This window comes from Pseudomonas kairouanensis, assembly GCF_004682055.1.
GTDB lineage: Bacteria > Pseudomonadota > Gammaproteobacteria > Pseudomonadales > Pseudomonadaceae > Aquipseudomonas > Aquipseudomonas kairouanensis.
The window spans coordinates 81,274-107,517 of the sequence record NZ_QUZU01000001.1; the positions used below are offsets into that span (position 1 = coordinate 81,274).

The window sequence follows — 26,244 nt, forward strand, 5'->3', positions numbered from 1 at the left end:
ATGACCTCCCCACTCTCTGCGGCATACGTCAACAAATCCGAACTCTACGACCATGGCAGACCTTCCTATCCGCCAGAGGCCATTTTTTTCATCCTACGGCAACTCGATTTGTCGCTGGGTTTGCCGGTGCTGGATGTTGGGTCGGGAACCGGGATACTGACACGGCAACTGGCTGCTGCCGGCATGCCGACGATTGGAGTCGAACCTGATGCAAGCATGCTGGCCAAGGCTGAGGCAAACAACGACCAGCCAAGCGCGAGCTACCAGTTCGGAACGGCTGAGCAATTGGGTGTTGCGCCGCGCTCGATAGCGGCGCTGGTGTGTGGACAGTCCTTTCACTGGTTCGAACCGGACAATACCCGAGCGGAATTCCGGCGGGTGCTGGCGACCAACAATCCAGTGATCCTTATCTGGAATATTCGCAGCCCAGACTGCAACGCGTTTCACCTAGCATACGAACAACTGCTACGAGGCGTTTTCAAGCGTTATGCCGAAACGTTACAGATCGATAAGGCCCTGGAAAGTCGGATCAAGAAGTTTTTTTTGGGCCCCTTCGAGGAGCGCACCTTCCACAATCGCCAGCAATTGAGTGCAGCCGGACTTTTCAATAGAACCATGTCCTGCTCCTATGCAGCGCAGCCGGGCACACGTGAGTACCGTGCGGCGGGTAAAGCTCTGAACACCTTGCATCAGCAACACCAGCAAAACGGTTTTGTTTCGCTTAGTTATCAAACGCGTGTGGTCTATGGACGTATTTAAACGGGAGGCCATGAGTCGGTTGTTTAGTGGCTCAGCATGGGTGGTGCCTTTTTCGTTTTTTCCGACGTTAGCACGAGCGGCTTTTCTGTCTTACTTCCTGATTTTTCTAAAAGAGCGCTACGACCTTTCGGTGGATCAGATTGGACTGTTTGTCGGTGGTTTTGTATTCCTTAGCTCTGTGTCCAGCGTTGTTTTTGGCCCGATGCTCGACAGCCTGAATATCAAGACGTTGATGCTGACGTCATCTGTTATCCAGTCGGCGGTTTATCTGAGTTTACACATGTCCGGTTCACTGGTTCTCGTCTTCACTCTGTGCATTTTACTTAATCTTGCCTACTTATCGCTTGAGACTGCCGTGCGCATGTGCATCTCTCGATTATTGACTCCTCAGGAAACCGCGTCGGTGCTGTCGCTCAAGTACACACTCACTAATACCGCCTATGCGCTGGGGCCGCTTGTTGGTCTTTGGCTGAATCGCCAAGGTATTTCCCCCTTGTTTTTCTGCAGCGCCTCGGCACTTATCTTTATGGCGGTTATTATCAAGCCAGTTGTATTGCCGCGAGGGGGAGATCAGAACAACGGCGAAGGCAAAGGGTGGCTAGGTTCTCTGGGGACCTTGGCCAGGGATAGTAAACTGCTGAAGTTCTCGGTGGCTAGCGTATTGGTGGCGGGTGTGTTCGGAACGTTTCACATATACGTGGGCCAATATGTGGTCACCACTCATTCCGTCGAGCAAGCGTACGAGATAATCAATGTTGTATTTGTTACCAATGCGCTGGTCTCGATCCTGCTGCAATACCTGATTGGTAGAAGGGTGACGGTTGAGTTTTTCAGGCACTGGATAGTTAGCTGCATGTTGGCGTTCGTAATCGGTTTGATAGGGTTTGCGTTCTCCGACACTCTCTACGCATGGGCTTTCTTCACGGTCATTTTTACTGTCGGAGAAATTATTATTCAACCCCTTGAATTTCTCTATATTTCCCGCATAGCTCCGGTGCATATGGAAGGCGCCTACTACAGTTCGCAGAACCTCACTTACCTAGGCTCAGCGTCTACGCCGGTGGTAGGTGGTTTCATTCTCGCCAGTTTCAGTCCGCTTTATTTTTTTGGGTACCTGATGGTGTTGCTTATGGTGGGAGGCACGATTTTCTATATTCAAGGGGAGAGGTTAAGTGACGTGGATAGCCAAAAAAAGCCCCTGGCGAACGGGGCTTTTGATGATCAAAGGTCAATATGATTTCGCATACAGCGCCCAGCATTTCGTGGGCTGACCTGTGAACAAACAAGGCACGGCAGTTTTTGGTTGAACGAGTGGAATACATCTGACCGTTACACCTAGTTCGCTGATGGCTTGCTCAATGGTTATGTCGTCAATGAAGGGTGCCATAACAAAAGTATTGGGTTTGCCCTGGCGATTGAAGGCTTTTTTGAAATTGGTAAGTGTGGTGACGGTTTCGATGTTGTCCGATAGCCTTTTTTGGGCACGTTCAAGCATGCCTGTTTGAATAGTCTGTAGCGTTTTTGATGCGTCTTTAATAAAACGGGTTGTCTCAACGGTCAGCGTATTATTGATGTTGTCTCTGTGGGAGTAAGAAACCGTATTCTGCTCCAGTTCTTTTATTCCTATCTCGACCCGTATGGGTACGCCGCGCTTGATGTGATACCATTTTTTTTCACTACTGCTCATGTCTCGCTTGTCAATGGTTACACGTAAGTTTTGCCCTTTCAGTTTTTTGCGTGAGATATTCTTTTTTAATATTTCGCAGTAAGCATGAATAGCTTCGGCGTTTTGTTCACTGCGTACGATCGGGATAATGATTATTTGCGTCGGCGCAACCAGTGGTGGGATCACCAGACCATTGTCATCGCCATGGGTCATTATCATGGCGCCAATCAATCGCGTGGAAACGCCCCACGAAGTGGTCCAGGCTAGTTCCTTTACGCCTTCCCTATTAACAAAGCGGATGTCTGCCGCTTCGGCAAAATTTTGTCCTAGGAAGTGTGAGGTACCTGCTTGCAAGGCTTTACCGTCCTGCATCATCGCCTCAATGGTGTAGGTACTGACGGCACCTGGGAAACGCTCCCATGAGCATTTTTCGCCTTTGATTACGGGTATGGCCAGGTGATCGACAGCAAACCGCTCGTAGATATCCAGCATCAGCAGTGTCTCGGCCAAGGCCTCTTCACAGGAAGCGTGAGCGGTATGACCTTCCTGCCAAAGAAATTCTGAAGTGCGTAGGAATATTCGTGGGCGCATTTCCCAGCGCAGGACATTGGCCCACTGATTGATGAGCAGTGGAAGATCCCGATAACTTTGTACCCATCGTGAAAAGGAGGCACCGATCACCGTTTCACTGGTAGGCCTTATAATCAAAGGTTCTTCCAGTTCGCCAGCAGGAGTGAGCTTCCCCTCTGACGACTGTTCCAGACGGTGGTGGGTTACGACTGCACACTCCTTGGCAAAACCATTGACATGTTCTGCTTCTTTTTGAAGAAAAGATAAAGGGATCAATAGAGGGAAGTACGCGTTGGTATGACCGGTGTCCTTGAATTTTTTATCAAGTTCTCGTTGAATTTGCTCCCATATGCCATATCCCCAGGGGCGAATGACCATGCACCCTCTAACGCCGGAGTTTTCAGCCAGTTCAGACTGACTGATGACTTGTTGATACCATTCGGAAAAGTTTTCCATTCGAGAAGGTGATATTGCGTTTTTCATAATATCCCAGTTGTAAATATAGTTTGAGCTGGGTATGTATATTTTTTGGGATGTAAAATTTCAAGCATTTATATTTTTTGTTTGAGTTTTCGGAAGTTTCTTTCAGACGGATCCATTCATTAGTCGTGCAGTTTTAAGTTCTACGTGGCAATCACCGTGTACCCCGCGCGCTGGATCGATTGCAGCGATAAGAAGAAGTTGGAAGAGTTCTCCAACAAGGCTGTGGAAAACCTTGCGGTGGACGGCGGTGGTCACCTGACCTACCTGGCGCCGACCCGGGTGAACCTGGCGTTGATGGAAGAGCGCTGGCCGGATGTGAAATTCCGTGCGACGCGTGAGCATCATTAAGGTCTGAGCGGTAAAAAGAAGGGTGAAGCTGTGATGGCTTCACCCTTTTTATTGGCCTACACAAATCCAAATGTGGGAGGGGGCTTGCTCCCACATTTTGATCTCCACCAGGCTTGGGGTTGGCGATAACTCCGCATCGGGTCTAGCTTTTATCCAACGACTGAAAAGGAGGCCGCTGTGATTAAACGCTCTATTCACCTGATACTGCTCGCCAGTCTGACACTGCCCACCCTCCCAGCTATGGCCGCCGCTGGCACTCCCCAATGGAAAGACACCGGCCCCGTCACCAAGCGCAAGCAGAACGAAGTCAACTCCGGCAGTTGGAAGCCCCAGGCCCAGCCCGCGCCCAAGGAAGACGCCGAAAACCCCTATAACGAAGGGGAAGACAGCGCGACTTATGACGACGGTGACACCTGAACCCCACCCAAAGAAAAAGCCCCTCCCGCCAGGCAGATGCGCTACCTGGCGAGAAGGGCTGTGGAACTCATTAAGACCCCTGACTTGTTGTGTCGAGGGCCTTACGCGACAAATTGCTCCGCGTAGTGACAAGCCACCTGGCGGTTATCCAACGCTCGCAACTGCGGCTCTTCGCTGCTGCACCGCGCCGTCGCATACGGGCAGCGCTTGTGGAACGCGCAGCCAGGCGGCGGGTTCAGCGGGTTGGGCAGCTCGCCGACGATCTTGATCTTCGGCTTGTTTGGGTCCGGGTGAATGGTCGGGGTGGCCGACAGCAGCGCCTGGGTGTAGGGGTGCAGCGGGCGGGCGTAGATGTCTTCCTTGGGGCCGACTTCTACCGGGCGGCCGAGGTACATCACCATCACGTCGTCGGCGACGTGTTGCACCACCGCGAGGTTGTGGGAGATGAACACGTAGGCGGTGTTGAACTCCTGCTGCAGGTCCATGAACAGGTTGAGCACCTGGGCCTGGATCGATACGTCCAGTGCCGAGGTCGGTTCATCGGCCACCAGCACCTTGGGTTGCAGCATCATGGCGCGGGCCAGGGCGATGCGCTGGCGCTGGCCGCCGGAGAACATGTGCGGGTAGCGCTGGTAATGCTCGGGGCGCAGGCCCACTTGCTTCATCATCGCCTGCACTTTCTCGCGGCGTTCGGCGGCGGACAGGTTGGTATTGATCAACAGCGGCTCGCCCAGTTGATCACCGACTTTCTGGCGAGGGTTCAACGAGGCGTACGGGCTCTGGAACACCATCTGCACGTCTTTGCGCAGTTGCTTGCGCTGGGCCTTGTCGGCGCCGGCGACTTCTTGCCCTGCGATTTTCAGCGAGCCCGAAGAGGGCTCCTCGATCAGCGTCAGCGCACGGGCCAGGGTGGATTTGCCGCAACCCGACTCGCCAACCACCGCGAGGGTCTTGCCGGCTTCCAGCTCAAAGGACACGCCATTGAGGGCGCGCACCGTGGCGTGGCCCTTGAACAGGCCACGGGACACTTCGTAGTGACGGGTAAGGTCGCGGGCGGTAAGAACGACGGCCATTACGCCACCTCCTGGTTCAAGGGGTAGAAGCAGCGTGCAAGGCTGTTGGTTTTTGGATCAAGCCCAGGGCGCTGGGTGCGGCAGCTTTCCTGCACATACGGGCAACGCGGCGACAGCAGGCAACCCTGCGGGCGGTCGTAACGGCCCGGCACGATGCCCGGCAGCGTGGCCAGGCGCGTGGCGCCCAGGCTGTGCTCGGGGATCGCCTTGAGCAGCGCTTCGCTGTAGGGGTGTGCCGGAATGTCGAACAGTTGCGGCACCTGGCCCACTTCCACCGCTTGGCCTGCGTACATCACGCACACGCGTTGGGCGGTTTCGGCTACCACGGCGAGGTCGTGGGTGATCAGCACCAGGCCCATGTTCTGCTCTTTTTGCAGGGCCAGCAGCAGGTCCATGATCTGCGCCTGAATGGTCACGTCCAACGCGGTGGTCGGTTCGTCGGCGATCAGCAGCTTGGGTTCGCCGGCAATCGCCATGGCGATTGCCACGCGCTGGCTCATGCCGCCGGACAGTTGGTGCGGGTAGGCGTCCATACGGCTGGCAGCGCCTGGGATTTCGACTTTTTCCAACAGTTCGATGGCACGCTTGCGCGCTTGCTTGCCGGACATTTTCAGGTGCAGGCGCAGCACTTCTTCAATCTGGAAACCCACGGTGTAGCTGGGGTTCAGTGCGGTCATCGGGTCTTGGAAGACCATCGCCAAGTCTTTGCCGACGATCTGGCGGCGCTGGCGGTTGCTCAGTTTGAGCATGTCCTTGCCGTCGAAGGTCAGCGAGTCGGCCGTGACGATGCCGGGGTGCTCGATCAGGCCCATCAGCGCCATCATGGTCACGGATTTACCCGAGCCCGACTCGCCAACAATCGCCAGGACTTCGCCTTTGTCCACCGACAGGTCGAGGCCGTCGACCACCGGTACGGCGGTCTTGTCGCCGAAGCGTACGTTGAGATTCTTGATTTCTAACAGTGACATGGGAATCTCCTCAGGCGGCGTTCTTGAGTTTCGGGTCCAGCGCATCGCGCAAGCCGTCGCCCATCAAGTTGATTGCCAGCACGCTGAGCAAAATGGTCAAACCAGGCAGGCTCACCACCCACCAGGCGCGTTCGATGTAGTCGCGGGCCGAAGCCAGCATGGTGCCCCACTCCGGGGTTGGCGGTTGTACGCCAAGGCCGAGGAAGCCCAGGGCGGCGGCATCGAGAATCGCCGAGGAGAAGCTCAAGGTCGCCTGCACGATCAGCGGCGCCATGCAGTTGGGCAGCACGGTGATGAACATCAGGCGTGGCAAGCCGGCGCCAGCGAGGCGGGCGGCAGTTACGTAGTCACGGTTCAACTCGCCCATTACCGCAGCACGGGTCAGACGCACATAGGACGGCAACGAAACGATGGCGATGGCGATCACGGTGTTGATCAGGCCAGGGCCGAGGATCGCGACAATGGCAACCGCCAGCAGCAGCGAGGGCAGGGCCAGCATGATGTCCATCAGGCGCATGATGGTCGGGCCAAGCAGGCGCGGGAAGAACCCGGCGAACAGCCCCAGCAGGATGCCCGGAATCAGCGACATCACCACCGACGACAAACCGATCAGCAGCGACAGGCGCGAGCCCTGGATCAGGCGCGAGAGCAGGTCGCGGCCCAATTCGTCAGTGCCCAGCAGGAACTGCATCTGCCCGCCTTCCAGCCACGACGGCGGGGTGAGCAGGAAGTCGCGGTACTGCTCGCTCGGGTTATGCGGCGCCACCCAAGGGGCGAAAATTGCGCAGAACACGATCAGCAACATGAACGCAAGGCCGGCAACCGCGCCTTTATTCTTGGAGAAGGCTTGCCAGAATTCTTTGTACGGGGACGGGTACAGCAGGCTTTGATCGACTGCTGACACTGGAGTAGGTGTGGTCATGGTCTTGATCTCAGCGCTGGTGACGGATGCGTGGGTTGGCGAAGCCGTAGAGGATGTCCACCACGAAGTTCACCAGGATCACCAGGCAGGCGATCAGCAGAATGCCGTTCTGCACCACCGGGTAGTCCCGCGCGCCAATGGCTTCGATCAGCCATTTGCCGATGCCGGGCCACGAGAAGATGGTTTCGGTCAGGACTGCACCGGCCAGCAGGGTGCCGACTTGCAGGCCGACAACCGTCAGCACCGGAATCAGTGCGTTGCGCAGGCCATGCACGAATACCACGCGCGCCGGCGACAGGCCCTTGGCCTTGGCGGTGCGGATGTAGTCTTCGCGCAGCACTTCGAGCATCGACGAGCGGGTCATCCGCGCAATCACCGCCAGCGGGATGGTGCCCAGCACGATGGCCGGCAGAATCAAGTGATGCAGCGCGTCCCAGAAGGCGTCCGGCTCGTCAGCCAGCAGGGTGTCGATCAGCATGAAGCCGGTGCGCGGCTCGATGTCGTAGAGCAGGTCGATACGCCCGGAAACCGGGGTCCAGCCCAGGCTCACCGAGAAGAACATGATCAGGATCAGGCCCCACCAGAAGATCGGCATCGAGTAGCCCGCCAGGGAGATGCCCATTACCCCATGGTCGAACAGGGACCCTCGCTTCAAAGCCGCGATCACCCCGGCCAACAGGCCCAGGATACCGGCGAACAACAGGGCGGCCATGGACAGTTCCAGGGTCGCGGGGAATAGGGCGGTGAATTCAGTCCACACGCTGGTGCGGGTACGCAGGGATTCGCCAAGGTCGCCCTGGGCGAGCTTGCCAACGTAGTCCAGGTATTGCGCATACAACGGCTTGTTAAGGCCAAGGCGTTCCATTGCCTGTGCGTGCATCTCGGGGTCGACGCGCCGCTCGCCCATCATGACTTCGACGGGGTCGCCAGGGATCATGCGAATCAACGCAAACGTGAGCAACGTGATGCCGAAGAACGTGGGGATCAGTAACCCCAGTCGGCGGGCAATAAAACTAAACATCTTGTTGTGTACCTCAATCAGCCGGTTAGGCAAGTTCGGCACTGCCCTGGTGGGCGGTGCCGAGCGTTTTTCTTATTTACTTCACCTGGGTAGTGGCGAAGTTATTTGTACCCAGAGGGCTTTGTTGGAAGCCTTCTACGTTCTTGCGCATGGCGGTGAACAATTTCGGATAAGCCATGGGAAGCCATGGTTGGTCTTTTTCGAAAACGTCCTGTGCTTGTTCATAGAGTGCAGCGCGCTGGCCGGGTTCAGCGACGGCGCGTGCCTTGTCGATCAAGTCCTGAAACTCCTTGTTACACCAGCGGGCGTAGTTTTCGCCGTTTTTGGCCGCATCGCAACTCAGGTTGGGCGTCAGGAAGTTGTCCGGATCGCCGTTATCACCCACCCAGCCCGCCGAAACCATGTCGTGCTCGCCGTTTTTAGCACGCTTGAGCATCTCGCCCCATTCCATGACTTTGATATTCACCTTCAAGCCGACCTGCGCCAGGTCCGCCTGCATGCGCTGGGCGCCGAGCATCGGGTTGGGGTTGGTCGGGCCGCCGCCGTTACGGGTAAACAGGGTGAATTCGGTGCCTTCCGGCACGCCGGCTTCCTTGAGCAGGGCGCGGGCCTTGTCCAGATCGCGGGGCGGGTTCTTCAGTTTTTCGCTGAAACCCAGCAAGGTCGGCGGATAGGGGCCGGTACCCACCACGGCATTGCCTTTGCCGAACAGGGCTTCGGTGTAGCCGGCCTTGTCGAATGCGATGTTGATGGCGTGGCGTACCCGTGGGTCGCTCATGTACTTGTGGGTGGTGTTCATCGCGGTGTAGCTGGTGGTCATTGCCGCCAGCTCATCGACTTTCAGGTTCGGGTCTTTCTTGATGCTGGGAATGTCATCCGGCTTGGGGAACAGCGCGATCTGGCACTCGTTGGCCTTGAGCTTCTGCAGGCGCACGTTGTTATCGGTGCTGATTGCCAGGATCAGCGGGTCGACTTGCGGCTTGCCACGGAAGTAGTCCGGGTTGGCCTTGAACCGCGCCTGGGCGTCTTTCTGGTAACGGGTGAAGATGAACGGGCCAGTGCCGATGGGCTTGGCGTTGAGGTCTTCGGTCTTGCCGGATTGGAGCAACTGGTCGGCGTATTCCTTCGAATGGATTGAAGAGAATGCCATGCCCAGGTCGGCCAAAAACGGTGCTTCGGGACGGGTCAGGGTAAAAACGACGGTGTGATCGTCGGTTTTCTCTACGCTCTTGAGCAGTTCCTTGAAGCCCATGCTTTCGAAGTACGGGTAGCCCACGAGGGACTTTTTATGCCACGGGTGGTTCGGGTCCAGCTGGCGCTGGAAGCTCCAAAGCACGTCGTCTGCATTCAGGTTGCGCGTGGGTTTGAAATAGTCGGTGGTGTGGAACTTGATGTCGTCACGCAGGTGAAAAGTGTAGGTCAGGCCGTCGGCGCTGATCTCGGGTAGGGCCTTGGCTAGTGCAGGAACCACTTCGGTGGTGCCAGGCTTGAAGTCCACCAGGCGGTTGAACATGGTTTCGGCAGCGGCATCAGCGGTCACGGCCGTGGTGTACAGCACCGGGTCGAAACCCTCCGGGCTGGCTTCGGTGCAGACCACCAGCGGTTTGGCCGAAATGCCGACAGCCACGCTCAACAGCGCGGCTGCCATGGCGGCTTGTAGCGGGAGCATTTTCATTCGAAGCCCTCTGCAAACGATGGGACCAGACAAGCGTAGACGGCGGGCTCGTCCTGAGCCCGCCGTCTACCTGGCGCTAATTAAAGGATGTTGAACGGGATGGTGGTGACCAGACGGAACTCTTTGATAGAACCGTCAGATTGTTGTTCGCTGGCACGGTGTTCGACGTAGGTGGCGCGAATCGCGGTGGCCTTGAGCGGGCCGCTCTGGATCGCGTAGCTGGCGCCGACGCCGTACTCCTGATGCTTCTCGCCATCCTGGAGCTTGATCTGCGCGCCGTAGCCGAGTGTGCCGTTGCCACTGTTGTAGTGAGTACCGTCAATGCCCCAGCCGCGTGCCGAGTAAACGTTGAACTTAAGACCCGGTACGCCGTATTCGGCCATGTTCAGGCCATAGGCAACCTGAAAGGATTTTTCGTTCGGGCCGTTGAAGTCGGAGGTCAGGGAGTTGGCCAGGTAGATGCCGTTGGTTTCGTGCAGGTAGTCGAAGTACTCGTTACCGTTAACCGCCTGGTAGGAGAAGGTCAAGCTGTGCGCTTGGTGCGCCAGGCCGAGCGACAGCGAGTACGTGTCGTTGTCGATTTCGCCCATCAGCTTTTTGCCTTCGTCCACGGTCTTGTAGTAGTTCAAGCCGGTGGTCAGGGACAGGGTCTGGCTGTCACCCAACTCGTGGGTCGCGCCGAAGTAGTACTGGTTCCAGAAGTCCTTCACGTTGGCGCCGAAGAAGCTGGTCTTCAGGCTCTTGAACGGTTGGTAGTTGGCACCGAGGGTGTAGACCTTGTCGGTGGTCGCGCCCTTTGCACCGCCTGCGCTGTACTCGGAACGGAACTTCGACAGGCTCTGTTCGGTACGCGGCGAAACGCGGTCGAATACGCCGCCCTGGAACGACAGGTTGCTGAACTCTTCGCTGTTGAAGCTCGCGCCCTGGAAGCTCGACGGCAGTGCGCGGTTGCCGATGTTATCGACGATCGGCGTGCTGAAGTTCTGACGGCCTGCGGTCAGGGTGGTGTTCGATACGCGGAACTGCACGTTGGCCAGGCCCAGTTTGCTCCACTGGTCGACAGCGTTGCCGTCCGAATCAGCCAGGGTGCGGTTGGAGCCACCTTTGATATCACGCTTGCTGCGGTCCAGAACCAAGGCGTTGTACACGGCCACTTCGGTCTTGACGCCTACAGTGCCCTGGGTGAAACCCGAGCTGGCGTTGATGATGGTGCCTTGAACCCAGTTGGTGCGGTTACGGTCAGTCTTGGCTACGCCGTGCTCGGTGTAGTCCCAGGAGCCGCCACGGTAGAGGCTCTCATGGGAGTACCAGTTACGCGTGGTACCACCGATGCTGAAATCTTCGATAAAGCCTTTGGCCTCGCTTTGGGCGCTGGCGCCGGCCAGGGTGGTAGGAACGAATTCCTGGCTGGCGGGTTCAGCGTAGGCGGTGGCCGTGATGCTGCTGATGGCCAGGGCCAGAAGCGCTTTGCTGCTCAGTTTCATGGGTGAAGCTCCTTTGGTTCTCTTTTTTATGCCGGTCTTATTAGGTGAACCGACTATTTGGGTGTGTAACTCTTTCCAGCATCTGCAAACGTTTGGCGTAGGAAAATTCCCAACAAAAGGCCGCGCGTTTGCAGCAGGGCGGAACTCGCCCTGCGCAATCCGGTTATTTTCTTATGGGGTAATACTGACGCCCGAAAACACGTTGCGGCCGAAGGGACTCACTTTGAAGCCTTCGACTTTCACGCTTAACGGCTGGTTGACCGTTGAGTGGGCGACGGGCGTGATTGGCACCTGCTGTTTAAGCAACTGCTGCGCCTGTTTGTACAGAACCGTCCGTTGTTCGCGGTCGGTGACGACCTTGGCTTGCTTGATCAGCTTGTCGTACGCCGGGTCGCACCACATGGAGTAGTTGTTCCCGCCGATGGCGTCGCAGCTGTACAGGGTGCCCAGCCAGTTGTCCGGGTCACCATTGTCGCCGGTCCAGCCGATCAGGCTGATGTCGTGCTCACCGTTCTTGGTGCGCTTGATGTACTCGCCCCACTCGTAGCTGACGATCTTGACCTTGAGGCCGATCTTGGCCCAGTCGCTTTGCAGCATCTCGGCCATCAGCTTGGCGTTGGGGTTGTACGGACGCTGCACCGGCATCGCCCACAGGGTGATCTCGGTACCTTCTTTCACGCCGGCAGCCTTGAGCAATTCCTTGGCTTTTTCCGGGTTGTAGGCGGCGTCCTTGATGGTGTCGTCGTAAGACCACTGCGTCGGCGGCATGGCGTTGACCGCCAGTTGCCCGGCGCCCTGGTACACGGCGTTCAAAATGCTCTGCTTGTTCACCGCCATGTCCAGCGCCTGGCGCACTTCGAGCTGGTCGAAAGGCTTGTGGCGCACGTTGTAGGCGATGTAACCGAGGTTGAAGCCCGGCTTGGTCAGCAGTTGCAGGTTGGGGTCGGCCTTGAGGGCGTCCACGTCAGCCGGGCGCGGGTGCAGGGTGACCTGGCATTCGCCGGCCTTGAGCTTTTGCACACGCACCGAGGCGTCGGTGTTGATGGCGAAGATCAGTTGGTCCAGCTGGACTTTGCTTGGGTCCCAGTATTGTTTGTTGGCCACATAACGGATCTGCGAATCCTTTTGGTAGCGCTGGAACACAAACGGGCCAGTGCCGATTGGCTTCTGGTTGATGTCGCTGGGCCTGCCAGCCTTGAGCAATTGCTCGGCGTATTCGGCCGAGAGGATCGCGGCAAAGCTCATGGCGATGTTCTGCACGAACGCGGCGTCCACCGAGTTCAGGGTCATCACCACCGTGTGCGGGCCGGTTTTTTCGACCTTCGCGATGTTTTTGTTCAGGCTCATCCCGTTGAAGTACGGAAACTCGGTGGGGTAGGCCTTGCGAAACGGATGGTCGGGGTCAAGCATGCGGTTGAAGGTGAACAGCACGTCGTCGGCGTTGAAGTCCCGGGTCGGCTTGAATTCCTTGTTGCTGTGGAATTTCACCCCTTCACGCAGGTGAAAGGTGTAGGTCAGGCCGTCGTCGGAAATATCCCACTTGGTCGCCAACGCAGGTACTACGTTGGTCGCGCCTTTTTCAAACTCGACCAAGCGGTTGTACAGCGGCTCGGCCACATCGTTGTCGGTGGCGGTGGTGTACTGCGCAGTATCAAAACCTGCCGGGCTGCCTTCCGAGCAGAACACCAGGCTTTTCTTGTCGGCGGCTTGGCCCATCGTGGCTACGGCCAACAGGCTGGTGCCAAAAATTGCGGATAGAACGGTGGTATGGCGCATGACGATCCCGATCCTTGTTTGTAGTTGTTATCAGTGAGCAATCCTCCGACCTTTCGGACAGGGGGACATCACTGATCCCACGCACAGCAAGTGCCTTTCCCGATTGGCGCATCTGCTGTCCTACGACGTTATGGGCCGAGGACTTCGCAGTAAATGCGCAAAATCGGATTGACCTTGTAGGCAACAGGGACACAGGACGCAGTTCGTTACTGTAGGAAGTAACGTTGGCGAGCGTGGTCTGATTCCTAAGGTCCAGGCGGATGCAATAGCGGCGACGTTATGAAACGTCGCCGCCAATGATCCTTACTTGCCGCTGACGCTCACGCCGTAGAAGGAGTTCAGGCCAAACGGGCTGATCTTGAAGTCCTGTACGGTGTTGCGCATGGGTTGATACACCGTCGAGTGCGCGATAGGTGTCATCGGGACTGCATCTTTAAGGATATGTTGCGCCTGCTTGTACAGCTCGGTGCGTTTGGCGACATCCGACGTGGCCTTAGCTTCTTTTACAACGCCGTCGAATTTCTTGTCGCACCATTTGGAGAAGTTGTTACCGCTCAGCGAGTCGCAGCCGAACAGCACGTTCAACCAGTTGTCCGGGTCACCATTGTCACCGCTCCAGCCAATGATCATGGCCTGGTTCTCGCCGCCCTTGGAGCGCTTGATGTACTCGCCCCACTCGTAGCTGGTGATTTTTACGTTCAGACCGATCTTCTTCCAATCGTTTTGCAGCATTTCTGCCATCAGCTTGGCGTTCGGGTTGTACGGACGCTGAACCGGCATGGCCCACAACACGATCTCGGTACCTTCCTTGACGCCCGCTTCCTTGAGCAGCGCCTTGGCTTTCTCAGGGTCGAACTTGGCGTCCTTGATGGTGGTGTCATACGACCATTGGGTCGGCGGCATGGCGTTGACCGCCAGTTGACCGGCGCCTTGGTATACCGAGTCGATGATCTGCTGCTTGTTCACCGACATGTCCAAAGCCTGGCGCACGCGCAGGTCGGCCAGTGGGTTGGGCTGATCGCTGCCCTTGACCTTGTCCATCACGTTGTAGGCGATATAACCCAGGTTGAAACCGGCCTGGTTCGGCAGTTTCAGGTCTTTGTCTTCGCCCAGCGCCTTAAGGTCGGCGGGACGTGGGAACAGGGTGACCTGGCATTCGTTTTTCTTGAGTTTCTGGATGCGCACCGACGGGTCGGTGGTGATGGCGAAGATCAGGTTGTCGATCTTCACGTCTTCAGGTTTCCAGTAGTCCTTGTTGCCGGTGTAGCGAATGTTCGAGTCTTTCTGGTAGCTCTTGAACACAAACGGACCAGTGCCGATTGGCTTCTGGTTGATGTCCTGGGGCTTGCCGTTCTTCAACAGTTGCGCGGCGTATTCGGCGGACTGGATCGAGGCAAAGCTCATGGCCAGGTTCTGGATGAAAGCCGCGTCCACGGTACCAAGGGTGAACTTGACGGTGTGGTCATCGACTTTCTCGATGTTCTTGATGTTGGTGTCCATCCCCATGTCCGTGAAGTACGGGAACTCGGTGGGGTAGGCTTTGCGGAACGGATCGTCCTTGTTGATCATGCGGTTGAACGTGAACAGCACGTCATCGGCATTGAAGGTACGGGTCGGTTTGAAGTACGGGGTGGTGTGGAACTTGACGCCGTCGCGCAGGTGGAAGGTGTACGTCAGGCCATCCGGGGAAACGTCCCAGGTGGTAGCCAGCCCAGGCGTTACAGCGGTGCCGCCGCGCTCGAACTGGGTAAGACGGTTGAACATGGTCTCGGCCGAAGCATCGAAGTCTGTTCCGGTGGTGTACTGGCCTGGATCAAAACCGGCCGGGCTCCCTTCGGAGCAGAACACCAGGTTAGTCGCCGCTTGGGCGAAAGGGGCTGCGGCCATAAGGCCAGCGCTAACAATTAACGGAATGACTGCGTGTTTAAGCATGTTGGCCTCATGATTTGTTGTCATTTTTGGTGGTGAGGGCGACCTCGTGAGTCGGCCTGCGGATACTTATGCAGGGGCCATACCCAATGCAAGATGCAGAACCCTTAGGAGGCTTAAAGAGTGGTACGAACGTACAGGAATGTCGCAATTATGAAAGTTTGTACATAATTTCGTACATTTATGCGGTTTTTTCGGTGCATCGTGCGCACTAAAAAAGCCCAACCGAGGTGTCTAGCGCACCCGGTTGGGGCGATGCTGTTACTTATCTAGACTCACGCCGTAGAACGGCGTCAGCCCGAACGGGCTGATTTTGAAGTCTTTGACTTCCTTACGCAGGGGTTGGAAAACCGTCGAGTTCGCAATAGGCGTTATAGGTACTTGTTCTTTAAGTATTTTTTGCGCTTGCTGATACCACTTGATGCGCTGCTCGCGGTCGCTGCTCAGCTTGGCCTGCTGCACCAGTTTGTCGTAGGCCGGGTTACACCATTTGGCGTAGTTGCTGCCCTTGACCGAAGCACAACTGTAGAGCACGCCGAGCCAGTTATCCGGGTCGCCGTTGTCGCCGGTCCAGCCGTAAATCATCGCGTCGTGCTCGCCATTTTTGGCGCGCTTGATGTATTCGCCCCACTCATAGCTGACGATGTTGGCCTTGATGCCGATTTTTTCCCAATCCTGCTGGATCATTTGCGCCGACATGCGCGCATTCGGGTTGGAGGCTCGCTGGACCGTCATCGCCCACAGGTTGATGGTCGTTCCAGGTGCAACTCCCGCTTCTTTTAGTAGCGCCCGGGCTTTGGTTGGATCGTGGGGCGCATCCTTGATCGTCGGGTCATAAGACCATTGCGCCGGTGGCAGGGCGTTCTGCGCCAATTGTCCGGCACCCTGGTACACGGCCTTGATGATCGCGGGCTTGTCGATGGCCATGTCCAGGGCCTGGCGCACCTTGAGTTGGTCCAGGGGCGGGTGGGTCACGTTGTAGGCCAGAAAGCCAAGGTTGAAACCAGCCTGCTGCAGCACGCGCAGGTTGGGGTCCTGCTTCATTACGTCGATATCGGCGGGGCGCGGGTAGCCGCTGACCTGGCATTCGCCGGCCTTGAGTTTCTGCAGGCGCGACGCGGCGTCCGGGGTGATGGCAAACACCAGGTTGTCGAGCTTCACGTCCTCGGGTTTCCAATACTGTTTGTTGGCCACGTAGCGGATCTGCGAGTCTTTCTGGTAACGCTTGAATACGAACGGCCCGGTGCCGACCGGTTTCTGGTTGATGTCTTCGGCCTTGCCTTGCTTGAGCAATTGGGCGGCGTATTCGGCGGACTGTACCGAAGCGAAGCTCATGGCCAGGTTCTGCACAAATGAGGCGTCCACATTGTTCAGGTTGAAGCGCACGGTGTGCTCGTCGATTTTCTCGACGTTCTTGATCGTGGTGTTCAAGCCCATGTCGGTGAAGTACGGCGACTCGGAAGGGTAGGCCTTGCTAAACGGGCTTTGGGCATCCAGCAGACGGTTGAAGGTGAACAGCACATCATCGGCATTGAAGTCGCGGGTAGGGGTAAAGAATTCGGTGGTGTGGAACTTGACCCCTTCGCGCAGATGGAAGGTGTAGGTCAGGCCGTCTTTGGACACATCCCAACTCGTCGCCAGGCCTGGTTCAACCTCGGTGCCACCACGCTTGAACTGGGTGAGGCGGTTGAACACGGTTTCGGCGGAGGCATCGAAATCGGTGCCGCTGGTGTACTGGCTGGGATCGAAGCCGGCGGGGCTGGCTTCGGAGCAGTAGACCAGGGTGGTCGCAGCCTGGGCCATTGGCATAAAGGCCAGCAGGCCGGCAGCGAGGAGCAGCGGTTTGAAGGTGATTCTTTCCATGGAGACCCCTGAAGTGGCAGGCACAAATAGGCTGCCCGAACGAGAACGGCGGTACCGAGGTTACCGCCGTTCTTGTTCCCCAGAAAGCCGCGCTGTTAATTCAGGTCCTTGATCGTTGAAATGCTCAGCGTGAATGGCGCGCTTTTATCAATGACGTACGGATTGGCGTTTTCTTCCAGCTCGTTGCTTTCATGAATCCAAAAGGTTCTCTGTGCCGTGGTTTCCATATTGGGGATATCGGCTGCATCTTTATCCAGGTCGAGCAATGTCGTTTTCGCGTCGAACTGTACATGGGCCTGGTCGGTCGCCGGATCGTAGGTGACGACATAATGGGTGTCCTTGCCTTTGAAACCGATGTGGTCTTGCAGTTGGTTCATCTTCAGCTCAACCGATGTCGGCGCGATGCTGCCCTGATGAGCAACTTCGGAAATACGTGAGCGCAGGTTCGCGTCGGGAATGGCCGCTTCGAACTGCTTGAGCCGCTTGCTCAAGGTTTCGCCGTTGGCGCTTCCTGAGCCATCCAATTCCACAGTGCGGTAGCCGTCTGGTTGCTTTATTCGGACGGTGTAACGGTCGCGGTTCAAGTCCTTGAGAAAGTTTGGCGAGTAGGCCGTTGATCCATGGTCATTGGGTTGCGCTGTTTCGCTCGGATAAACTTCGAAGTTGTTTTCCTCAACGGTCCAGGAAACAGTGAGTTTTCTTTTGAGGACACCGCCTTCTTCAAAGTTGCTCACGGATTGTTCGTAGGCCGTATTGCCATCGTATTTAAAGATAGTGTCAAACTGATCGGCACCACTGGTTTTGGGGGCGCCGAGTACTTCGAATCCGTCTGAAATCTTGGGCTGTTGCTTGAGTTCGTCACTGGGAGGTGGCGAAGACGGGCGTCGCCATGGCCATTTGATTCCCCCCATCATCGGCGCATGTACCCATTCGCCATCGGGTTGAGGTCTTACCGGCATCACTCCCGAACCGGTGTCCGGGTTGACGATCCGGGCAAAAGGTTCTCCCGACCGGTAGCGGCTGTAGAGTTCAAATATCCCGCTCTTGCCCGTCTCATCGGTAAAGCGCACGAAATGTCGATCAGCTCCTGCGTTGGCTTTTATCCGGTAAACCCCCAACGGATCTCGAGTGGCGTTCTTGATCAGTTGCTCACCATCGGGGACGGCGTATTGCGCCATATGGAGAAGAGGGGTGGGTTTTGGTGCGGGCGTTGGAACGGTGGAGGGGGGCGTGCGTATCCCGCTGGAGGGGCCTGGCTGAGGTTCTTCATTGATGCTGATTTCTGGCTGGTTGCGCGGCATCACGGGTTTCTCAGGGGGAGGTGCAAACGGGTCCTCGGGTGTGGCGCTGGCGCCGAGCGAAAACAATGTATTCAGCAAGCCATCGAAGGCTTTCGATGCGCCGTCCCGGCGTTCGGCCACGGTATCGCCAGAGGCTTGTTTTTCCGCCCCCAACGCCAATTCGGTCACCCCCGCCAGAACCGCCGCAGCTGCCACCGGTGCAGCGATAGGCGCCAGTTTCGCCAACAAGCCAGCCGCTACAGTAATGTCGTTGAGCCAGGTGTCCCGTGTGACTTCACTGTTGGACTTGATGGCCACATCGGCATCGCTTGTCATGCGGTGCTGGGTGGCGGTGGTCATGGCAGAGAACACATCGCCCTCAATGGGGGATTGATTGTCATGGATGGCAGGGTGGAGTTTGCCCGACGCCAGCTTCTGTAGCGTTGTGTCCAGGCCGTCTTTACCCGTACCCACGTCCGTGAACCACAACACTGGCATGAGCACTTTGGCGACTTTCTCCAGGGTCCCCGCCTCGTGGTCCTGGCGCAGGGTCAGCGGGAAGTGGGACGCCAGTGCCGCACGTTTTTTATCATCCTTGGTTTGGTCGACGACCCATTGCTCCAGTTTCTCAAGGGAGTCGAACCGCAGAAACGCCGGCTCGGTGCCGGGGATGTAGAGCACCTGGCGACTACCGTCAGCAGCGTTGAAACGCAGAATGTCGGTGGACGCAAAGCCTGCGATATTCAGTGGACTCACTTGTACGTGGCCTTTTGCTGGCGCTTGGGCTTTGAGTTGTTCGAGGGTGAGCGGTGCATTTTCGTCGAGTGGCAGGTTGGACACCGCGCCCATCACCAAGCGGTAGTCTTCTCGGCCAAAGCGGTGTTCCGGGGCTTGCAGCGCTCGTTCGGCGGGCGGCATGGCCTCAAGGGTCTTTAGCTGTTTACGGGCTCGGTACGTGAACTCGCCTTTGATTGCGGCCTGGTATTGTTCGGTGTGAGTGTTCCAGAAGCTGTCGATTTTTTTGGTCATTTCACCTTGAAAATCGGTCTTCCAGCTTTCGTGCATGATCTGGGAGGGAAGGATTGGAACTTGGTTGTGAGCGCCCCAACCGTTTTTTTTACTTTGCCCAAAGCCGTCTGTGTACAAGCCGGACGCCGCATCGAGGTTGCCTGGAAGCCAGTCGCCTTCCGAGAAGTTTTTCAGCAACGCATCCGGTAGCAGCTCGGCGGAAACGGGTTCCCAAACGGTGTATTCCCAGCCGGTGATGGTTGCGTTTTCGGGCTCTGGGGTGTGCCCACCGCCGTTGAAGCGATTTAAGTAGACGGTGTCGGAATCAATGTGTTTGCCGGTCAACTTGAACAGTATTGCGTCCGCCCACTTCTTGGCTTCTGCCCGGGTATTGGGGAGGTTTTCGGCCACATCGACGGCCAGATGCTTGTAGGCCAGTGCCTGGGGGGCTGAGAGGTAAAACCGCGCCGCATTCAGCGTCTGTGTCTGCAGTGCCTCTGCAGAGCGGCTACTGGCTGGGCGTAGTGGGTCGTCGGCGCTGATGGGTTGGAACGCATGGGCATTGTGTTCCAGTCGCCTGATCTGGACTCTTGCTTCGGTTTTTGAGGCGGGAAGCGATTCACCGTAAAAGTCCGTTACCAGTTTTGGTCGCACGACGACCTCATCGCCGTTCATATCGACCCGCAGGCGCTGGCCCTTTATGGGGGAGATGACGTTGGCGGCGGCCAGGATAGGCCCTGCAATTTGACCCCAACCCGAGTTGTCGGTGAGGGTGAAGGTTTTTTTGTTATCGCCTTCGCCAAATGTGAGGACTCCCGTGGAAGGGATAATCGACGCTGCGTCCATCTGAATGCCTTGTTCGTGCATCCAGTGCCTGACGATCGGGTTGTCCAAATGTGCGCGGTACAGTGCAAGCCACTGGCCCAGTTGGCTGTCAGCAGGGACTTTGATCAGACCGGGATCTTGACGCAGTATTTTTCTCTGCACCGCTGCAATGTAGACCTCGACCAGTTTTTTATCACCGGCGGACGTTGGCGAAGGCTCGTTCGGGGTTGAGGTTGTTTGTAGGGTGTTGGTTTTTGTGGGCGGGGAGGAGCGTTGGCTCCCCAAAGGCGGTAAAGGGGCGGGCTGGTTGCGTACAGATAGTGTCAATCTGAAGTCCTCACAAGGGATGTTTCCGGCGAGGCAATAAGCCGGGTTTCCTTAGGTGGTGAGAACCGAATGTTTGACTCCTGTGAGTGTGTGCCCGCGCATTGCGATTGCGGGCACTCCTGCCTACAAAAAAACGGCGCAAGCCATGAAGCTGCGCCGTTTTACTATCGATAACCGTACTTATTGCAGAACTTCAATCACCCCGTCGGCGCTCATGGTGACCTGGCTGGTGCCAGCCTCTACTTCAGGCGTGGGCGCTGAATCGGCCATGGCTGCTTTCATCATCATCCCGCCACGCGCATACGGCTGTGGATACCCGTTGGTGTTGAAGTTCAGGTTGACGATCTTGTAGCCCTTGCCGCCCAGTGCATCGGTGGCCAGTTGCGCGCGTGCTTTGAACGCCGCGACCGCATCTTTTAATAGCGCATCTTCGCTGGCCTTGCGCGTGGTGTCGGCGATGGCGAAGTCCATGCTGTCCATTTTCAGGGTGTTGAGCAGTTCACCGGTGAGCTTGGACAGCGCCGGGAAGTCTGCGCTCTCCAGGCGCAGTTCGGCGCGTTCGCGCCAGCCGGTGATCTTCTGGTTCTTGCTGTCGTAGATCGGGTAGCTGTTGCGGCTGCCTTGGCGCAGGGTCACGCCTTTGACTTCGCGAGCCTGGCCCAGGGCCTTGTTCATCGTGGTGGTGATTTCGGCGGCGAGCTTGGCTGGGTCACTGTTCTGGGATTCGGTGTAGAAGGTCACGATCATCTTGTCGCGGGCAACCTCCTGGCTGACCTCGGCGCGCAGGGAAATCTGGTTGTAGTTCAGCGCATCGGCGGCCAGGGCAGGGAGGCTGGTCAGGGTGGCGACGCCGAGGGTGATGACGGCTGCACTGCGAGTGAAACGAGACATGAGAGCTCCTTGAGAGTGGCTGTGTAGGTATAGCCGTGTTCGGTATGACTGTAGACGCTGGCATCGGGTTCTTCGGGTTTACACATTCGCAACAAATGCCCAGGTGGCGACGAACGGTCATCTACCGCAGCCTGCGGCAAAGAGCCACACACGCCGTGCCAGCCGGCCGGCATCGTTTATACTCCTGCCGATCCGCCTGCAGCGCTCACCGGGAGAGCTCATGCTCGCCGCCGTAAAACTCACTTCCGCCACTCGCCAGAACCTTTGGCGCCTGACGTTTATCCGTACCCTGGTTCTGGCCGCACAGGCCGGCTCCGTGGGGCTCGCCTATTGGTTTGACCTGCTGCCGCTGCCGTGGCTACAACTGGGCGTAACCCTGGGCTTCTCCACCGTGCTGTGTGTGTTTACCGCGATCCGCCTGCGCACCACCTGGCCGGTCACCGAGCTGGAATACGCGCTGCAATTGGCCTGCGACCTGTTTATCCACAGTGTGTTGCTGTACTTCTCCGGCGGTTCCACCAACCCGTTCGTCTCTTATTACCTGGTACCACTGACCATTGCGGCGGTGACGTTGCCGTGGCGTTATTCGGTGGTGCTGTCGGGGATCGCCCTCACGCTGTATACCCTGTTGCTGGCGCGCTTCTATCCGCTGCAAACCTTCCCCATCGCGCGGGAAAACCTGCAGATCTACGGAATGTGGCTGAGCTTCGCGCTGTCCGCTGCCGTTATCACCTTCTTTGCTGCTCGCATGGCCGAAGAACTGCGCCGCCAGGAAGAACTGCGCGCCATTCGCCGTGAAGAAGGCCTGCGCGACCAACAGCTGCTGGCTGTCGCCACCCAGGCCGCCGGCGCCGCTCATGAACTGGGCACGCCGCTGGCAACCATGAGCGTACTGCTCAATGAAATGACCCAGGACCACCACGATCCGGCGCTGCAAGAAGACCTCGGCGTGCTGCGTGAACAGGTCAAACAGTGCAAGCAAACCCTGCAGCAGCTGGTGCGCGCCGCTGAAGCCAACCGCCGCCTGGCGGTGGAGATGCAAGACGTGACCCAGTGGCTCGACGAAGCCCTGAACCGCTGGCACCTGATGCGCCCCGAAGCCAGTTACCGCTTCAACCTGCTGGGCCAGGGCGCGGTGCCACGCATGGCGCCGCCGCCAGACCTGACCCAGGCCCTGCTCAACCTGTTGAACAATGCCGCCGACGCCTGCCCCGAGGGTTTGGGCGTGCAGTTGGACTGGGACGCAGAAGACGTGACCATCAGCATTCGCGACCACGGCGCGGGCGTGCCGCTGGCCATTGCCGAGCAGATCGGCAAACCTTTCTTTACCACCAAGGGCAAAGGCTTCGGCCTGGGCCTGTTTTTGAGCAAGGCCAGCGTGACCCGCGCGGGCGGCTCAGTGAAGCTCTATAGTCATGAGGAAGGCGGCACGCTCACCGAGCTGCGCCTGCCCCGTGTCGCACGAGGAGATATCGATGAGTGACGAGATCCAAGTCGAAGGCGAAGAACTACCGCATCTGTTGCTGGTAGATGACGACGCCACCTTTACCCGCGTGATGGCGCGGGCCATGAGCCGTCGCGGTTTCCGCGTGAGCACTGCAGGGTCTGCCGAAGAGGGCCTGACCATCGCCCAGGCCGACCTGCCGGACTACGCCGCCCTCGACCTGAAAATGGACGGCGATTCGGGCCTGGTGCTGTTGCCCAAGCTGCTGGAACTCGACCCGGAAATGCGCGTAGTGATCCTCACCGGTTACTCCAGCATTGCCACGGCTGTCGAGGCCATCAAGCGCGGCGCCTGCAACTACCTGTGCAAGCCGGCGGATGCCGACGACGTGCTGGCCGCCTTGCTCTCCGAGCACGCCGACCTCGACACCCTGGTGCCGGAAAACCCGATGTCGGTGGACCGCCTGCAGTGGGAGCACATCCAGCGTGTACTCACTGAGCATGAAGGCAACATCTCTGCCACTGCCCGCGCCTTGGGCATGCACCGCCGCACCTTGCAGCGCAAGTTGCAGAAGCGTCCCGTACGGCGCTGAACAGGGGTTGCAGTGTGGGCATGATCAAGGGGCGTTCGGGCGCCTTTGCCACAAGCCGCCGTTGCCGGAGAGGGGTCTGGCTCTTGCAGCATTTTCCTTGATCATTGCCTCATTTATACCGGGCGCGCTCAGGCGAAATAGTCGGGGAACGTATTGGGCCCTAGATACAGCAAGTTCGATGCAGTCAGTTTGATTTCCCTGGGCATTTTAAGCTCAACGACCGGGCTGCCTTGCGTGACGGGGCCCAGGTTCGTTGGCGGCTGATCGGTGCTGAATATCACCATATAGTCACCACTGCCGGTGTAGCGTTCATTCCCCAGAAATAAGAGGTTTTCAACGTTGTCAGCGTTGAACTGCTGGCCGGGCGGATTGACGTACACCCCGCCCTTTGAGCCCGCACGCCTCTCGCCACGGGCCAAATCATTGATGCTGTGGTCCTTGGCGATCGCTTCTGCGCCAGCCTTGCTGGTGTAGTGAATGTAAACGGGCTGTCCGTTGTGTTCACCCGAATCCAGTCTGTTTTGCCAATCCGGGTGATTGACCAAGGGTGGTTTGGTTGCAACCGAAGGCACTTTGCTCTTCACCCCTCCCTCCAGATTGGCCAATCGCCATTCGCCGTTTTCTGTCGGCACCAACATCATCACCTGCGTCTTGTTAACGGGGTCAATCACGCGGATAGGGCTGCCGTTGCCCTTGTAAAACCGTTCGACCTCAAAGGCTCTGCTCTCACCCGTACCGTCGGTGAACTTGACGTAAAAGTCATCGCCGACTTGATAGGTGCCGTCTCCTCTTCTCGGCTTGCCCTCAAGGAAATCATCGGGCATTGCATGGGCGCTGTAGTCGGGTAGTTGGCGCTGGCTGTCGGAGGTATCGAAAACCGCGTTCGATTCGGGCCCATCACTTCGTTTGGAGCTGCCGGGTGCAGGCTCCTCATGCGGGCCGGATTTGTTCGGCAAGAGTGTCTCAATGCTGTGCTCGCCAGGTTTAACCAAGTTGCGCACAAGAAGGGGAGTCAGCACTTGGGCCGCATTGAGGGCGCCAAACACAATCCGTTCAGTGCCATTCGGTTTGCCCTGTACGGTGTCGTCGATGCCGATAACGGTCGTGACGGCGCCGTCCACCAGATAGAAAGCATCCAGCGCCAACGCGACTTCAGGCACTACCAGGGCCAGGGGGGTGAGAAACAGTGCCGCTTTGGTTGTCTTTTCCAGGCCTGAGAGGACCTTGTCTTTAGTCAGGTCTGCATCGCTGTGGATCTTTACATCGGCATCGGCATAGGAACGATCTTTTTGACGTTTGGCGACTTCGTCGAACGCTAAGTTGTAAGGTTCGAGCGTGATGTATTGCTGTGGATCCCAAAAACCACTGAACGCTCGATGGTCGTAGCTCAATAGTCCGCCTGGGGTTTCCCGTTTTTGAGGCCACGTACCGAGGCCGGCCAACGTCTCATCTACCCCCGACACCGTGAAGCCATTGGGCTTGTCTTTCAATGCAAAGTGCGAGGCCAGGGCATTGCGTTTGACTGGGTCAGCCATTTCCCTGGCAAGCCAAGCCTTCATTTCAGCCTGGCTGCTGAAGCTGTGAATGGGGGAGGAATTTCCGGGTATGTAAAGCAGGGTGAGCGCTGGGGTTTTCCTGGTATCGGTTATGTACACCAGGTCGGTGGATTGATAGCGACCGAGTTTCAGCAAACCCATGTCGATACTAGGATCTTTGGGCGGGTTCTTTTGTAAGTCTTCAACGTTGATGTCGGGCCATGAGGCCTGCACATCTGGTACGCCTGCCGCCCGCAAGATCAAGTCGCGACCCTCTGGGGCCAGGCTGCCTTCCAGCTGTTGTGTGATGGCTGATTTGATAAAGGATGCCTTGGCCACCGCTGGGTATTTTTCTTTGTGGCTGCTCCAGAAACTATCCAGGAACGCCTTGTAAGGCTTTTGGTAGTCGGCCTTCCAAATTAACGCCTTGAACTCATCCGGTGTGATCAGGCTTTGGTTTCCTGCGTTGTAAACCGGTGCAGGCTCATCCTCCGATTCTATGTAGATACCTTGGTAGGTGTGGGTGATGTCAGCCTGTTCGCTTTGGGGGTTCAAGCGGCTTGAAAAGTCGAATGTCGCAGGCTTGAGGGTTTGCAGTTCAGGCTTGAGGATGACCTCCGGGCCGCCCGCGTAAAAGGGCACGGGATAACCTTTGCCTTTTGGAGTGTCTTGAGCATTTTTTATGAGCGCCTGTGTCAGCGAGATCTTTTGGATGATCTTCGCCGGGTAAGGCCTTTCGCCGGTGGTGTTGTAATCGAACGTGACGAGGTAAGTATTGTCGGGGTCGACATTCCACGTATCTTTCTCGGCAGGGTTTGTTGCCTTTGCCTTTTTTTCAGCGAACAAGTTGTTGAGAAAGATTGAGGCTTCCTGCTCGACACTGTTGAACTCTCCAGAGATTTGCTCCGCGATGGCGTCGATGCGGGGGTTGGTGCCTGGATTGACCGTTACGGGCGCTTTTTGTCCGACGCCAACCCCATTGCCGGGATCGTAAGAGAGGCCGACATCATTGTTTGCGCTGCCTGTGGAGTGACGCGCAGGTTTGAATGCTTGTGTCGATGTATGACCGTCAGGCAGGCGGGTGTCGGTTGTACGTTTATAGCGCTGATGCGTGCTTGTTGCCTGATGGGCGTTATTGTCGGGCGGCAGTTCTGGCTGAGTTGGCAGGCGATAAGGATCCATGGGGGAGGGCATGATTCGCATAAGGAATGTCTCGACGTTTATTGGGATACCAGTCGGCCTTTGTGTGGCTGCTGAGTAAGCAGGGTTCCACTGCAGGTATGAGCTTTTGCGCGCTCTGAAGTAGGACCTGGCCTCACGGAAGAAACCCCGCGCCCTCCGGCTACGTCCGGCACGCCGCTGAACGAAGTCTGAACGACCTGCTTCAG

General features: G+C 57.4%; 18 protein-coding genes and 1 pseudogene. 6 read left to right on the forward strand and 13 right to left on the reverse strand.

Translation table 11 applies throughout. The features are described from left to right. Positions 1-759, forward strand: a complete 759-nt coding sequence (locus tag DYL59_RS00370; protein ID WP_167496639.1) for a class I SAM-dependent methyltransferase — start codon at positions 1-3, stop codon at positions 757-759. Further along, the gene (locus DYL59_RS00375) at positions 746-1,996 is read left to right on the forward strand and encodes an MFS transporter (RefSeq protein ID WP_135287381.1); all 1,251 of its coding nucleotides are present in this window, start codon (positions 746-748) and stop codon (positions 1,994-1,996) included. The genes DYL59_RS00370 and DYL59_RS00375 overlap by 14 nt, the downstream gene beginning before the upstream one ends. On the opposite strand, the gene proS is transcribed toward DYL59_RS00375, so the two are convergent. Beyond that, positions 1,988-3,478 (reverse strand): proline--tRNA ligase, encoded by a 1,491-nt coding sequence (gene proS / locus DYL59_RS00380; protein WP_135287382.1) that lies wholly within the window; start codon positions 3,476-3,478, stop codon positions 1,988-1,990. The two genes, DYL59_RS00375 and proS, sit on opposite strands and share 9 nt — an antisense overlap. A gap of 141 nt (positions 3,479-3,619) precedes the next feature. Between proS and prfC the strand changes: the two are divergent. Continuing rightward, positions 3,620-3,826: pseudogene (prfC, locus tag DYL59_RS00385) on the forward strand (peptide chain release factor 3); the annotation flags it as partial. A 177-nt stretch (positions 3,827-4,003) separates the two neighbouring features. Further along, positions 4,004-4,243: a hypothetical protein gene (locus DYL59_RS00390; protein ID WP_135287383.1), complete on the forward strand. Its 240-nt coding sequence runs from the start codon at positions 4,004-4,006 to the stop codon at positions 4,241-4,243. 101 nt (positions 4,244-4,344) lie between these two features. Here DYL59_RS00390 and DYL59_RS00395 read toward each other — a convergent pair whose 3' ends face one another. The 11 genes from DYL59_RS00395 to DYL59_RS00445 form a co-directional block, all read right to left on the reverse strand. Then, positions 4,345-5,316, reverse strand: a complete 972-nt coding sequence (locus DYL59_RS00395; protein ID WP_016971590.1) for a peptide ABC transporter ATP-binding protein — start codon at positions 5,314-5,316, stop codon at positions 4,345-4,347. After that, a complete protein-coding gene (locus DYL59_RS00400; protein WP_135287384.1) occupies positions 5,316-6,284 on the reverse strand; it encodes an ABC transporter ATP-binding protein in 969 nt (322 codons plus the stop codon). The genes DYL59_RS00395 and DYL59_RS00400 overlap by 1 nt, the downstream gene beginning before the upstream one ends. A 10-nt stretch (positions 6,285-6,294) precedes the next feature. Continuing rightward, entirely contained in the window at positions 6,295-7,206 is a 912-nt protein-coding gene (locus DYL59_RS00405) for an ABC transporter permease subunit (protein ID WP_122577486.1), read from the reverse strand. A 10-nt stretch (positions 7,207-7,216) separates the two neighbouring features. After that, a complete protein-coding gene (locus DYL59_RS00410; protein ID WP_003171721.1) occupies positions 7,217-8,227 on the reverse strand; it encodes an ABC transporter permease subunit in 1,011 nt (336 codons plus the stop codon). 76 nt (positions 8,228-8,303) lie between these two features. Beyond that, on the reverse strand, positions 8,304-9,902 hold the full coding sequence (locus DYL59_RS00415; RefSeq protein ID WP_135287385.1) for an ABC transporter substrate-binding protein: 1,599 nt from the start codon (positions 9,900-9,902) through the stop codon (positions 8,304-8,306). An 80-nt stretch (positions 9,903-9,982) separates the two neighbouring features. Next, positions 9,983-11,386, reverse strand: coding sequence for an OprD family porin (locus DYL59_RS00420; protein ID WP_135287386.1), 1,404 nt, complete (start codon positions 11,384-11,386; stop codon positions 9,983-9,985). Between the two features lie 171 nt (positions 11,387-11,557). After that, positions 11,558-13,162 carry an ABC transporter substrate-binding protein gene (locus DYL59_RS00425; RefSeq protein WP_135287387.1) on the reverse strand — a complete coding sequence of 535 codons (1,605 nt, stop codon included), beginning with the start codon at positions 13,160-13,162 and terminating at the stop codon, positions 11,558-11,560. A 303-nt stretch (positions 13,163-13,465) separates the two neighbouring features. Next, complete coding sequence (locus DYL59_RS00430) at positions 13,466-15,094, reverse strand: ABC transporter substrate-binding protein (RefSeq protein WP_135287388.1); 1,629 nt, start codon at positions 15,092-15,094, stop codon at positions 13,466-13,468. A gap of 258 nt (positions 15,095-15,352) precedes the next feature. Further along, positions 15,353-16,954, reverse strand: a complete 1,602-nt coding sequence (locus DYL59_RS00435; protein ID WP_135287389.1) for an ABC transporter substrate-binding protein — start codon at positions 16,952-16,954, stop codon at positions 15,353-15,355. A 95-nt stretch (positions 16,955-17,049) separates the two neighbouring features. Next, on the reverse strand, positions 17,050-20,394 hold the full coding sequence (locus DYL59_RS00440) for a dermonecrotic toxin domain-containing protein (RefSeq protein ID WP_135287390.1): 3,345 nt from the start codon (positions 20,392-20,394) through the stop codon (positions 17,050-17,052). Positions 20,395-20,574: 180 nt separating this feature from the next. Next, the gene (locus tag DYL59_RS00445; protein WP_135287391.1) at positions 20,575-21,285 is read right to left on the reverse strand and encodes an SIMPL domain-containing protein; all 711 of its coding nucleotides are present in this window, start codon (positions 21,283-21,285) and stop codon (positions 20,575-20,577) included. Positions 21,286-21,505: 220 nt separating this feature from the next. On the opposite strand from DYL59_RS00445, the gene DYL59_RS00450 reads away from it, so the two are divergent. Next, the gene (locus DYL59_RS00450) at positions 21,506-22,768 is read left to right on the forward strand and encodes an ATP-binding protein (protein WP_135287392.1); all 1,263 of its coding nucleotides are present in this window, start codon (positions 21,506-21,508) and stop codon (positions 22,766-22,768) included. Next, entirely contained in the window at positions 22,761-23,321 is a 561-nt protein-coding gene (locus tag DYL59_RS00455; RefSeq protein ID WP_003171731.1) for a response regulator transcription factor, read from the forward strand. The genes DYL59_RS00450 and DYL59_RS00455 overlap by 8 nt, the downstream gene beginning before the upstream one ends. Positions 23,322-23,449: 128 nt before the next feature. Here the strand turns inward: DYL59_RS00455 and DYL59_RS00460 are convergent, their stop codons facing one another. Then, positions 23,450-26,038, reverse strand: a complete 2,589-nt coding sequence (locus tag DYL59_RS00460; RefSeq protein WP_238340583.1) for a dermonecrotic toxin domain-containing protein — start codon at positions 26,036-26,038, stop codon at positions 23,450-23,452. Between the last annotated feature and the right edge of the window lie 206 nt (positions 26,039-26,244).